Annotated in this window: 12 protein-coding genes; 3 read left to right on the top strand and 9 right to left on the bottom strand. The window is 61.2% G+C overall.

Going from position 1 to position 12,713, the window contains the following annotated elements:
• Positions 1-464: 464 nt before the first annotated feature.
• From nuoH to G9X64_RS31370, 3 genes are read left to right on the top strand one after another with little or no spacing between them, the layout of a single operon-like run.
• A complete protein-coding gene (gene nuoH / locus G9X64_RS31380) occupies positions 465-1,466 on the top strand; it encodes an NADH-quinone oxidoreductase subunit NuoH (protein ID WP_171378114.1) in 1,002 nt (333 codons plus the stop codon).
• 10 nt (positions 1,467-1,476) lie between these two features.
• Entirely contained in the window at positions 1,477-2,043 is a 567-nt protein-coding gene (locus G9X64_RS31375; RefSeq protein WP_017961924.1) for an NADH-quinone oxidoreductase subunit I, read from the top strand.
• A 45-nt stretch (positions 2,044-2,088) separates the two neighbouring features.
• Entirely contained in the window at positions 2,089-2,529 is a 441-nt protein-coding gene (locus G9X64_RS31370; protein ID WP_018243737.1) for a CBS domain-containing protein, read from the top strand.
• Between the two features lie 75 nt (positions 2,530-2,604).
• Here G9X64_RS31370 and nuoG read toward each other — a convergent pair whose 3' ends face one another.
• From nuoG to G9X64_RS31325, 9 genes are all read right to left on the bottom strand, one after another.
• Positions 2,605-5,184 (bottom strand): NADH-quinone oxidoreductase subunit NuoG, encoded by a 2,580-nt coding sequence (gene nuoG / locus G9X64_RS31365; protein WP_171378113.1) that lies wholly within the window; start codon positions 5,182-5,184, stop codon positions 2,605-2,607.
• Positions 5,185-5,214: 30 nt separating this feature from the next.
• Positions 5,215-6,477: an NADH-quinone oxidoreductase subunit NuoF gene (gene nuoF / locus G9X64_RS31360; RefSeq protein WP_171378112.1), complete on the bottom strand. Its 1,263-nt coding sequence runs from the start codon at positions 6,475-6,477 to the stop codon at positions 5,215-5,217.
• Between the two features lie 4 nt (positions 6,478-6,481).
• Positions 6,482-6,991, bottom strand: a complete 510-nt coding sequence (nuoE, locus tag G9X64_RS31355) for an NADH-quinone oxidoreductase subunit NuoE (RefSeq protein ID WP_017961920.1) — start codon at positions 6,989-6,991, stop codon at positions 6,482-6,484.
• Between the two features lie 17 nt (positions 6,992-7,008).
• Positions 7,009-8,223, bottom strand: a complete 1,215-nt coding sequence (nuoD, locus tag G9X64_RS31350) for an NADH dehydrogenase (quinone) subunit D (protein ID WP_171378111.1) — start codon at positions 8,221-8,223, stop codon at positions 7,009-7,011.
• Positions 8,224-8,252: 29 nt separating this feature from the next.
• Positions 8,253-8,789: an NADH-quinone oxidoreductase subunit C gene (locus G9X64_RS31345; protein WP_171378110.1), complete on the bottom strand. Its 537-nt coding sequence runs from the start codon at positions 8,787-8,789 to the stop codon at positions 8,253-8,255.
• Entirely contained in the window at positions 8,786-9,289 is a 504-nt protein-coding gene (locus tag G9X64_RS31340) for a NuoB/complex I 20 kDa subunit family protein (protein ID WP_171378109.1), read from the bottom strand. Before G9X64_RS31340 ends, G9X64_RS31345 begins: the two co-directional genes overlap by 4 nt.
• Complete coding sequence (locus G9X64_RS31335) at positions 9,277-9,642, bottom strand: NADH-quinone oxidoreductase subunit A (RefSeq protein WP_017961916.1); 366 nt, start codon at positions 9,640-9,642, stop codon at positions 9,277-9,279. The genes G9X64_RS31340 and G9X64_RS31335 overlap by 13 nt, the downstream gene beginning before the upstream one ends.
• Before the next feature lie 134 nt (positions 9,643-9,776).
• The gene (locus tag G9X64_RS31330) at positions 9,777-11,234 is read right to left on the bottom strand and encodes an NADH-quinone oxidoreductase subunit N (RefSeq protein WP_171378108.1); all 1,458 of its coding nucleotides are present in this window, start codon (positions 11,232-11,234) and stop codon (positions 9,777-9,779) included.
• The gene (locus tag G9X64_RS31325; protein WP_168313493.1) at positions 11,231-12,706 is read right to left on the bottom strand and encodes an NADH-quinone oxidoreductase subunit M; all 1,476 of its coding nucleotides are present in this window, start codon (positions 12,704-12,706) and stop codon (positions 11,231-11,233) included. The genes G9X64_RS31330 and G9X64_RS31325 overlap by 4 nt, the downstream gene beginning before the upstream one ends.
• Between the last annotated feature and the right edge of the window lie 7 nt (positions 12,707-12,713).

The following is a 12,713-nucleotide window of genomic DNA, read 5'->3' as shown; positions in this document are numbered from 1 at the left end:
TAGCTCGTCAGGCTCATAACCTGAAGGCCGCAGGTTCAAATCCTGCCCCCGCAACCAACGATACCTGCAAATTTGCCCATGCAAGTCGCTTGACAGAAAGCTTCTCGACATAACCCTTGAGGAGCTTTTTGCGTTTCTGCTGGGTGTCCAGCTCCCCGGACACCAACTGACCTGCCACGGACTTTCATCAGGCGGCGATGAGAGCCGCGGCGGTTTTGATACGCAAGATGGCGCGATGCAACCGGCGGAAACGCGAAGCTTTCATCTTGCACAGCGAAACCACTCGTCTCAAAACGTCCTGAGCCCGGACACATCATAGCCAGCGACGACATAACTGCGACGGCATTGTATGAGGTGCGTCGCCGTTGTACCATGTAGTCTGACAAGTGCGCGCAGTGCTCATTGTATAGCCGGAGCCAAAGTCTGGTCGTGCGCTTCAACCCGATGAATAAGTAGCCGGGATCATGGAACTTATCGTCGCCCTTGGCCTGATCGTCTTGAAGGTCGCGTTGCTGATTGCGATCCTGCTGTTGCTACCCTTGCCGCTAACCTGGCTGGAACGCAAGATCGCCGGGCACATGCAGCAGCGGATGGGGCCGATGCGCGTGGGATGGCACGGACTGTTGCAGCCGGTGGCGGACGGAATCAAGCTCCTGACCAAAGAGGATCACATCCCGGCCGAGGCCGACCGGTTCCTGTTCAAACTGGCGCCAATCCTGGCGCTCGCCCCGCCCTTTGTGGTGTTCGCCGCGATCCCCTTCGGCGACACTGTCTCGGTCCTCGGCCACGAGATCACGCTCTACGTCTCCAACATGAATGTGGCGCTCCTTTTTGTTTTCTCGGTGATCGGGATCGAGGTTTATGGCGTCATCTTCGGCGGCTGGGCCTCCAACAGCAAATACGCTGTTCTGGGCAGCCTCAGGACCTGCGCGCAGATGATCAGCTACGAGATCCCGATGGGGTTCGCGGTCATCGGCGTGGTCATGCTGGCGCAATCCATGAGCCTGGTCGAGATCGTGCGGGCGCAGGCCGATGTCTGGAACATCGTCTACCAACCGGTCGGATTCTTCGTGTTCTTCGTCGCCGGGCTCGCCGAAGCGCAGCGCATTCCCTTCGACCTGGCGGAGGCGGAGGGTGATCTGGGGGCCGGGTTCCATACCGAATACAGCGGTATCCGCTTTGCCTTCTTCATGGTCAGCGAATATGCCATCGTATTGCTTGTGTCGGTCCTGGTGGTGATCCTGTTCTTCGGCGGTTGGAACGGAGTTCTGATTCCCTTGCCACCGCTCCTGTGGTTTGTGCTCAAGATCGCGTTCTTCGTCTATGTGTTTATCTGGTTCCGCTTCACTTTCCCCCGCTACCGCTACGACCAACTGATGGCGATCGGATGGAAAGTCTTGCTTCCTCTTTCAATGGCGAACATAATTATAACCGGTGTACTTTTAGGGGTCGTAGCGGCTCCGTAGCGAGGCGGCGATGTCGCGCGCGCAGGACAGAGTTGGAACATGGATTGGTTGGGCGTTCTTTGCCGATCTGGCGAGCGCCTTGGCTCTGACCTTCGGCTACATGTTCTCCAGATCCGTGACCATGCAGTATCCGGACAAGGAAAAGTGGCTGCCCTACTCCCGCTATCGCGGGCATCACTTCCTGACGCGTGATGAAGAGGGCGAGATCAAGTGCGTGGCCTGCGAACTCTGCGCGCGGATCTGTCCCTGCGACTGTATCGAAGTCGTCCCCTACGAGGACGAGAAGGGCAAGCGGCACCCGGCCAAATTCGAGATCGACACGGCCCGTTGCCTGTTCTGCGGGCTGTGCGAGGACGCCTGCCCGGCGGACGCGATCGCGCTTGGCCAACAATACGAATTCTCGAGTTTTTCCTCAGCTGACCTTGTGATCGGGCGCGATGATCTGCTCGCCAAGCCGGGTAAGGCGGCAACCGGCGGCGGCGTGGTTGCCGCGCGCCTGAATACGAAGAAGGACGTACTTGTCGAGACGAAGGAGACGCAGGGCTACAACTGGTGGCGGAATATCCGGCGAACATGAACGCGCGCCAGCTGTCAAACCGAAGCGCTCGGAAAGGAGGCTCAGATGTTTGTCGGTGAAATCATGAAAAACAAGGGTGTCGGTGTCATCGCAGTTGCACCCGATCAGACGATGGTGGAGGTACTGCGGCTGTTTCGAGACAACAATATCGGCTTCGTCGTCGTCAGGCGATCGAACGGCAAATACCTCGGTACGCTGTCGGAGCGGGACTGCTGCAATGCGGTGGCGGAATACGGGGCCGAGGCGGCGGCAAAGCGGGTCGCGGACATCATGAACCGCAATGTGGCGACGTGTTCGACACAGGATTTGCTGCCCGTCGCGATGGGGATCATGACCCAGCGGCGTACACGCCATGTGCTGGTCACGGATGGAGGCGACGTTGTCGGCGTGGTCAGCATCGGCGACGTGGTTAAACACAGGCTCGACGAAGCGCAGCGTACAGAGCAGGATCTGCAGGATTACATATGCGGGACCAGGTATCACTGACGTCGCCAACTCGATGTGAAGACGCCGGGGCGCGCAGCTTGTCGCGGAGCCTTGCGGTGCCCCGACCCCAAATCTTCAGACCCCACGCCAGATCCGGCCTGGGCGGTCGACCTCAAGAGTGGTATGCGCCTTCTGAACTTCCACCGCGCATGGATATTCGCCCCGCCGCAGCAGGCTGTTGAGACGCAAGGCTCTATAGTTTTCCGGAACGAAGACGAGGCCCTTGGGAAACTGCCTGTCGACCTTGAGCTGTGCCGTCAGTTCGCCTTGGGCTGAACGCACGATTACCTGATCGCCATTCGAAAGGCCAAGCTCCGCGGTATCCTGCGCGCTCATCGCGACATAGGGATCGTTGGCGACCGTGTTCAGGATGTCCGACCGTTCGGAAAGATATCCGTTGTGGAACAGGCAGTCGCCGGTGATCAGCATGAGCCGGTCGGCGGCTATCGGGACGGGCGGCGGCGCAAGGAACACGCCAGTCGGTGGTGTTGGCACCGCCTTGGTGAATGCGCCGTCGGCGCCAAGCCCGTCCCGCGTCAATCCTTGATAGGCCGGAACCAGCCGGGCAATCTCATCGAAAATTTCGCCTTGCGTCGAAGGCTGCAGCACCTGGTTGCGGAGCGCTGCGATGAAGTCGAAGATCGCCAGATTGCCTCGCGCCTCGAAAACCGGCTCACGGAATTTGCGAACATTCTGGATCCGACCCTCGTTGTTGGTGAACGTTCCGGATTCCTCGCCGTAGCCCGCCGCGGGCAAGACGACCTCGGCCATGCCCGCCGTATCCGTGAGGAACGCGTCCTGCACGATCAGGAGATCGGCGGCGCCAAGCGCCCGCTGTACGAGCGCCCGGTCGGGATAGCTGATCAGGGGGTCGGTTCCGGCAATGTAGAGCGCACCCATCCGCCCGCCGACGCAGAGTTCCAGCATGGCGTCGAGACCCGCGCCCGGCTCAGACGGGAATTCGGCGCCCCAGTTCCGTGCAAGAGTTGCGCGCGCCGCATCATCGGCGACCGGCCGCAGCCCCGGCAGAGCCGCTGGCAGACCCCCCATGTCCCAGGCGCCCATCTGGTTGGCACGGTCGAAGAGGAATTGCATCGCCGGGCCTTTGCCGAGCCGGCGGAGAAGCTGCAGCAGGTTGTTGATCTGCTGCAGCGTCACGGGCGCGTCCGGTGATCTCAGGAGATCGACGCTGACAAGCACGGTGACGCTCCCGGCTTCCTTGAGCGCGGTCGCCAGACGACCCGGCCCATCACTGGGGGCATCCGCCGCTGACCTCTCGATTGTTGCTTCAATGGTCGCAAGAGCGCTGGCAGGCAAGGCCTGACCAGCCGCTGTCACGAGTCCGGCTACGACCGCCGCAATACTCGCCGCCTCTCCCCCCGGCAGTACGCGAACCACCTCCCTGGCATCGGCGTCCAGACGGGATGGCCGCGCGGAGAGCATAAGCAATCCAGCCTGCCGCCGCCGCGCGGCATCCCGCAATAGGTATTCGGTGACCGGATTCTCCTCGGTCACATTTCCGCCGACGATGAGGATACAGACGTTGCCGATCACGTCGCCCAGCGGTGCGCGGCTGTAGAACCCTCCCACCAGCGGGCCGAGCGTATCGAAGGGCGCGGACCAGCGAGAAGAGCAGTCAATGTTGTTGGTCCGGAACACCGTCCGCAACAGCTTCTGGAACTGATAGAGCACCTCGTTGGGCAGTCGCGGTGAGGCCAGCCCGCCGGCTGCCTTGCCCTCGACGGCCGACAGCCGCCGGCGCAGATAGTCGCCCGCTTCGTCCCAGGAAACCGGCACCAGGGTGCCGTCACGACGGATCATCGGCCGCTTGATTCGGTCCTGGCTGGTGACGAAATCGAGACCGAAGCGTCCCCGGACGCAGAGCGTTTCGCGGTTCACACCCTCGTCCCACTTCGAGCGCACCCGCATCAACTCACCCTTGCGCGTGCCCACCGTCAGCTGGCAACCGGTGCCACAATGCGGGCAGACCGTGTCGGTCTCGACCAGATCCCAGGGGCGGGCCTTGTAGCGATAGGGGAAGCTCATCAGCGCGCCGACCGGGCAGACCTCGACGCAGTTGCCGCACTGGTCGCAACTTGCGAGACTGCCCTCGAAGCCGGTGACGGCGGTATCCATGCCTTTTTCGACGGTGCCCAGCGCCACTGCGCCGACGACCTCCTCGCACATCCGCACACAGCGCTGGCATTGGATGCAGCGGTTGACGTTCATGATGATGACGGGGCTGAGACGGATGTCCTGCGAGTGGAACACACGCTTGGGGTCGTGGAACTCGCTTTTGCGGGGCCCGTAGGCCATCACCATGTCCTGAAGCTCGCATTCGCCGCCCTTGTCGCAGATCGGGCAGTCGAGGGGGTGGTTGGCGAGCAGCATGTCGAGCATGGAAGAGCGCGTTTCCTCGATCTGAGGCGTGTTCGTCCGCACCACCATGCCGTCGGTGACCGTCGTGGCGCAGGACGGCTGCAACCGCCGAAGCCCCTCGATCTCGACCAGACACATGCGGCAGGAGGCCAGCGCCGGCAGGCGCTTCATATAGCAGAAGGTCGGGATATCGATACTCAAATGCTGGGCAGCCTGCAGCACCGTCGAACCGGGCTCGACTTCCAGTATTTGCCCATCGATCGTAACGCTAACCATACTTCCTCGCAATCTGTGCCACGCAATCCTTCAGTGAAACGGGCACCTTCGTTCCTCGACATGGGCGACGAACTCTTCGCGGAAATGCTTAAGGGCTGCCCGCAATCCCATCGCGGCGCCATCACCCAAAGCACAAAACGTATTGCCGAAAATGCCTTTGCAGAGCATGTCCAACTGCTCCAGATCGCCGGGTGCGCCATCCCCGGCCTCGATCCGGCGCAAGACCTTCACGACCCAGTTCAATCCTTCCCGGCAGGGCGTGCACTTGCCGCAGGACTCATGGTGGAAGAACTCGATGATCCGCGTAGCGACCTTGACCATGCAGGTGGAGTTGTCGATCACGATAACGCCAGCTGAACCGAGCATCGAGCCGGCGGCAGCCAGCGAGTCGAAATCCATACCCACGTCCAGCCCATGCTCCGGGATGACCGGTGCCGATACACCGCCGGGGATCACCGCTTTGATCTTGCGCCCCGGTGGAGGGCCGCCGGCGTGATCGACCAGTTCGCGCAGCGGTATGCCCATCGGCAACTCGTAGAGGCCGGGTTTGCGCACCTGCCCGCTGACGCAGTAGAGCTTCGGGCCGGGGCTCTTATCCGGGCCGATGTCCCGAAACCAGTCCGGCCCCCGCACAACGATATGCGGCACGCAAGCGAGCGTCTCGACATTGTTGATGACTGTGGGGCTGGCGTAGAGCCCGGCCACGGCCGGAAAGGGCGGCTTCAATCGCGGCTGCGCCCGCTTGCCCTCGAGGGACTCGAGCATCGCGGTCTCCTCGCCACAGATATAGGCGCCGGCGCCGCAGTGGATGTGGACGGTGAAATTGAAATCCGAGCCTAGAATGCGCGATCCTAGATAACCCTTCGCGTGAGCCTCGGCGATCGCCTCCTCAAGGTGACGGATCGCCGTCACATATTCTCCGCGGATGTAAACATAGGCGATTTCGGCCCCGATCGCGTAAGCGCTTACCGCCAGTCCCTCGATGAGCTGGTGCGGATCGCGCTCCATGAGGATCCGGTCCTTGAAGGTGCCCGGCTCGCCCTCATCGGCGTTGCAGCAGAGATATTTCGGCTTGCCCGACTGCTTCGGCACGAAACTCCATTTCATGCCCGTCAGGAATCCGGCGCCGCCTCGACCGCGCAGATTGGACCGTTTGACAAGCTCGACGACCTCGTCAGGCGTGTATTCGCGCAGCACCTTGGCCAGCGCCTGGTAGCCTCCGCCGGCTTCGTAGGTTGACAGCAAATGACCGTCCGGCACGTCGATATTCTTGAGAAGAACCGGCTCGAACATGGCGCTACTCTCCGGGCGGTGTGGCGGCGAGATCGACACCTGTCGCTTGCCCCGCCTCAGTCCGCAACCTGTCAAGAAGCGCGTCGATACTCGCGACATCAAGGGCGCCGTGGTAATCGTCGCCGACCTGCATCACCGGAGCCATCTCGCAGGCACCGAGGCACTCCACGGTCGAAAGCGTGAACAGCCTGTCCGGCGTGGTCTCGCCCTTGCTGATCCCGAGCGCCGTTTCCAGATGCTTCAGCAGATTCTCGGCTCCGCACAGCATGCAGGAAACATTGTCACAGAGCTGCAGGTGGAACGTGCCGACCGGCTCGGTATGGAAGAGTGTGTAGAAGGTCGCCAGCTCGTAAACCCAGATCCGTTCGACTCGGAGAATGTCGGCGACCTCTTCCAGCACCTGACCAGGCAGATGCCCATGCTCCCTCTGCGCGATCCGAAGTGCTGGCATGATCGCCGAGCGCTGGTCGGGATACCGCGCTGCTGCCTCTTCGATCTTTTCGCGCATCGTCATCGCGTCCAAATCTCCTGCTATTTGTCCACCTCGGCCATCACGGGGTCGAGGCTGCCGAGCACGGCGATCATGTCCGCCAGATAGCGGGCATTGGTGACCCCGAACAGCCCCTGAAGGTTGACGAACGAGGGTGCCCGCACCTTCATGCGGAACGGTTTTGGCGACCCGTCGCTGATGATGTAGAAGCCAAGCTCGCCCTTTGGCGCCTCGATCGCCGAATAGACCTCACCCTTCTGCACCTTGAAGCCATAGGCTGACAGGTCGAAATGCTGGATCAGTGCTTCCATCGAGCAATGCACCTTGTCCTTGTCCACCGGGAAGGCGATTGTAGGCATGTCGATCTGGAACGGCCCCTCGGGCATCTGGTCGAGGCATTGCTCGATGATCCGGACGCTCTCGCGCATTTCCTCGACCCGACATTTCCAGCGCGCATAGCAGTCGCCCTCGTCGCGCGTGATGACCTTGAAGTCGAGCCGGTCATAGATCTCATAGGGCTCGTCGCGACGGATGTCCCAGTCGACGCCCGAAGCGCGCAAGTTCGGACCGCTCAGGCCAAGATCGATGGCGTCCTCGGCGGAGATCACGCCGATCCCCTGCGTGCGCTTCAGGAATACCCGGTTGTTTTCGAGCAACCGCTCATAGTCGCGGATCCGGTTCGGGAAGATGTCGCAGAACTCCCTGATCTTGGGAAGGAAACCGTCAGGCAGGTCCTCGCGCACTCCGCCGACCCTGCAGAAGGACGTGTGCATGCGCGCACCGCTGATCATTTCCAGGAGGTCCATGATCATTTCACGCTCCCGCATGGCGTAAAGCAAGGCGGTCATGGCGCCGAGGTCCATCGGCAGCGCGCCGGTGATCAAGACATGGCCGGAGATCCGCGCCAGCTCGGCCATCATCACGCGGATATATTGTGCGCGAATCGGTGCTTCTATGCCGAGGAGTTTCTCCACCGCCAGCGCGAAGGCGAGGTTGTTCGACGGTGGACAGAGGTAGTCGAGCCGGTCGGTGAGCGGAAAAATCTGGGTGTAGGTGAAGCTCTCCGCCAGTTTTTCGGTGCCGCGATGGAGGTAGCCGATGTGTGGGTCCACGCGCTTGACGTACTCGCCGTCCAATTCCAGGACGAGCCGAAGAACCCCGTGCGTGCTGGGGTGCTGGGGGCCGAGATTGAGAAGCACCTCCTTGGTGTCGAACGTTTCGCCTTGCGGGCTGATCAGTTCGGTGACTTCGGTCATTTTAAGTTTCCGGCGTGGAGCGGCCTCCCTTATGGAATGTTCTTGGTGGCGAGGTCGGGCTGCGTCGGCGGCGTGCCTTCGGCGCCAAACGGGTTCAGCTTGTCCTTGTAGCCACGGAGCGGAAAATCCTTGCGCTGCGGGAAGCCCTCGAACCCTTCCCACATGTAGATCCGGCGCAAATCGGGGTGGCCCTCGAACCTGATCCCGTACATGTCCCAGGCTTCGCGCTCATGCCAATTGGCGGTTCGCCAGACCCCCGTCACCGACGGGACCCGCGGCGGATCGGCGAGGCGGCATTTGACGCGAACGCGCCATTTGTTCGGTAGCGAATAGAGGTGGTACACCGTCTCGTAGCGTGGCATCTCAGGATAATGATCGACCCCGCAGATGTCCGACAGGAAGTTGAACCGCAACGCCGGGTGTTCCTTCAGAAACCGGCAAAGCTCGACGATCATGTCAGGCGGAGCGGCGAAGGCATGTACACTATGTGCGAAGCCAAGATCGTCGATTGCCTCGCCGAAACGCTCCGTGATCGTAGTGCGGATGAGGGGCGTCTCCACACTCATGACTCTGCAACCCGATCCAGAGGAGTCCTGGTCAGTGCTCGGGATTTTTTGATCTTCTCCTGAAGTAGCAAGAATCCATGCATCAGCGCCTCGGGCCGCGGCGGGCAGCCGGGCACATGCACGTCCACCGGCACGAAGGTCTCCGCTCCCTGCACGACCGCGTAGGTGTTGTAGACCCCGCCCGAGATAGCGCAGGTGCCCATGGCGATGACCCAGCGGGGCTCCGGCATCTGGTCATAGAGGCGGCGCACCACGGGCGCGAACTTCCGCGTTACTGTGCCGGCGATGATCATCACATCGGACTGGCGGGGCGATGGCCGGAACACCACGCCGAACCGGTCGAGATCATAGCGGGCGCACCCCGCCGAGATCATCTCGATGGCGCAGCAGGCAATTCCGAAAGTTTCGGGCCACAGCGCCGAGCTTCGGCTCCAGTTGATAACGCTCTCGGCCGTGGTGAACATCACGCTGTCGCGGATCGCGTTGTTTACGCCTCCCATTCGAGTGCTCCCTTCAGCCAGGCGTAGGCGAAGCCCACAAGAAGCAGCAATATGAAGACGAACATCTCGACAAAGCCGACCAGCCCGATGTCTTTCAGGACGACGGCCCAGGGAAAGAGGAACATCGTCTCGACATCGAAGACGACCAGCAGGATCGCAAGGATAAAAAACGGCACTCTGAAGCGCCCCGCGGCGGCCTCACCCGCGGCGTCCATGCCGCACTCATAGGGCATGTTCTTTTCGGGATAGGGATTGGACGGACGCAGCAGCGAGGAGACAAAAAGCGTCGCCCCCGTCACCAGAACGACTCCGACGATCATAAAAAGAACCGGCAAGAATTCCATCGCAGCCATATCGCACTGCACCGGTTGCCCACTGAGAGCTTTCCTCAGGCCGCGACCGTCCTGTTCAGGACCCTAATGCGGTCGCCCCGGGAAGCAACTTGGGCAATCCTTTCTTGAGCTTTGAGTTTATTCCGTCGGACAGATCATTGCAAATTCAATCGGTCAGCCGCCAACACGGAATGCTGGGCAAGTCTTAAAAACCATGCGGGAAACAGGCCGATGCCGATGGTGCCGGCAGCAGTGAAGGCGAGCGTCGCGCGCACCAAGGGCGTCAGCGCCGGGTCGAACGTCCTTTCCGGCTCGCGCATGTAGATCACCATGACGATGCGGATATAAAAGTAGGCGGCAACAGCACTCAGCAGCACTGCGATCACCGCCAGCATGACGAACCCTCGCTCGACGAGCGCGACCAGCACGTAGAACTTGGCGAAGAACCCGGCCGTTGGCGGAATGCCGGCCAGCGAGAACAGATAGAGCAGCATCAGAAGTGCCAGCCCCGGATGCGACTTGGCGAGACCCGCATAGTCTTCGATAACCTCGCCGGAAAAATCGCCGTTCCGCATCAGGATGACGATGCCGAAAATGCCGAGATTCATGAGCGAGTAGATCAGCAGATAGATCATCACGCTGGCGATCCCGTCCGCCCCGCCGGCTACCACGCCGAAAAGAGCGAACCCGGCATGGGCGATGCTGGAATAGGCCAGCAGGCGCTTGAAATTATCCTGCACCAGTGCAACGAAACTCCCTAGCGCCATCGTCACCACAGCAATGACCGCGACGATGATCCAAACGTTGGAGGTTGCGACCAGAGGGTTGAGGAACACCCGCAGGATCACCGCGAACCCCGCCGCCTTGGGCCCCACGGACATGAAGGCGGTAATCGTCGTCGGCGCGCCTTCATAGACGTCCGGCACCCACATGTGGAACGGCACCGCACCGACCTTGAAGACCAGCCCCGCGACGATGAAGACCAACGCCAGCAGCAAGCCGGGGTCGCGCGGAGCGCCGGTCACGGCCGCAGCCATACCGTCCAATTGCGTCGTGCCGGTGAGCCCGTAGACCAGCGAAACGCCGTAGAGGAAAATTCCGGTCGAGACCGCACCAAGGATTACGTATTTCAGCGCCGCTTCGTTCGATCGCCGCTCACGCCGCAGAAATCCGGTCAGCACGTAGGTGCAAAGCACCATCAGCTCGAGGCCCACGTAGATCGACAGGAGATCGGTCGCCGAGGCCATGATCATCATTCCCGAAAGGGCGAAAAGCAGCAGGACATAGTATTCGCTGCTCCCGATCCCTTCGATTTCGGCATATTTCCGCGAAAGCAGGAATGTCAGAATGGTGGCTATGTAGAACACGAACTTGAAGAAGACCGCGAAGCGGTCGGCGATGAACATGCCCGTATAGGCCGGCCGCACTTCTGCCGCCAGCATCAGTGTCGCTAAGGCGGCAACCAGCACGACCGCGACGGAAGCCCAGACAAGGAAATACTTCTGCCCCTTGCGCAAAAACTGTCCCAGGATCAGCAGGATGCAGGCTCCAGTAATCACCACGATCTCGGGCAGGCTTGCGAGAGCCGACTGGAAAAGTGCGGCGACGATCATTGACCGCTCCCCTTGGCATGCACCTGCACCAGCAGATGTTCCACCGAAGCGTCCATGATATTGAGAAAGGGCTTCGGATAGAGCCCGACCCACAGCACGAAGACGGCCAGCGGCAGGGTCGCTGCCAGCTCGCGGGCGTTCACGTCGCGTATCTTGAACCGGAGGCCGACGCTGGCCGGACCAAGCGCGACTTTCCTATACATGCCAAGCAGATAGGCCGCGCCAAGCAACGCGCCCAAAACGGCGGCCGCGCCGATGGCCAGGTTGGCCGCAAACCCGCCCGACAGCACCAGCAGCTCGCCCACGAACGAATTCGTCCCCGGCAGCGCCATTGACGACAGAGTGAACAGCGCCAGAAACGCGGTATAGACGGGTGCTGCCTTCATCAGCCCGCCATAATCAGCGATGCTGCGGGTATGGGTCCGCTCGTAAATCAAGCCGACGAACAGGAACAGGGCGCCCGTCGTCACGCCATGATTGAACATTTGCAGGATACCTCCTTGGAGTCCGCGGAGGTTCAGCGCAAAAATCCCCATGGTCACGAAGCCCATGTGGCTGATGCTGGAATAGGCCACAAGTTTCTTCAGATCGTCCTGTGCCAGCGCGAGCAACCCGCCATAGACGATCGCAAGCGCTGAAAGCGAAAGCATCAGTGTCGAATAATATACCGACGCCTCTGGCAGCATCGGCAGCGAGAACCGCAGGAACCCATAGGCGCCCATCTTCAAGAGTACGCCCGCGAGGATGATGCTGCCCGCGGTCGGCGCTTGTACATGGGCGTCCGGCAGCCAGGTATGGACCGGGACCATCGGCACCTTGACCGCGAAGGCGATCAGGAAGGCGAAGAACAGCCAGGATTGGACCCGGAATGGCAAATCCTGTGCAGTGAGGGCGAGGATGTCGAAGGTCTCGCCGCCGTTGAAATAGAGCACGATGACACCGACCAGGAACAGGACACTGCCCGCCAGAGTGTAGAGGAAGAACTTGAACGCCGCATAGATCCGGCCGTCGCCGCCCCAGACGCCGATGATCAGGTACATCGGGATCAGCATCGCTTCCCAGAAAACGTAGAACAAGAACAGGTCGAGCGCGCAGAACACCCCCAGCATTAGCGCCTGCATGGAGAGCAGACTGACCATGAACGCCTTCACCTTGCGGTCGATCGCAACCCACGAGGCGAGCACACAGATCGAACCCAGCAACGCGGTCAGGAACACGAAGAGCGCGCTTATCCCGTCGATACCAAGCGCATAAGTGATCCCGAGCGCGGGCACCCAAGGGCGCTTCTCTGTGAACTGCATCTCGTGGGTCGTGGTGTCGAATCCGGCCAGCATGGCGATGCAGAGGGCGAGGTCGAGGATTGTGACACCCAGCGCTGTCCAGCGCACCGCATCGTCGCCGCGGAGAAACATCAGAACCGCTGCCCCGGCGACGGGCGTGAAAATTATGAAGCTCAGAAGCGGCAATCCCATCGCGCCC

The organism is Rhizobium sophorae (assembly GCF_013087515.1).
Lineage (GTDB): Bacteria > Pseudomonadota > Alphaproteobacteria > Rhizobiales > Rhizobiaceae > Rhizobium > Rhizobium sophorae.
The sequence above is the reverse complement of the archived record's forward strand: the minus strand, read 5'-3'. Positions and strand labels throughout refer to the sequence as shown.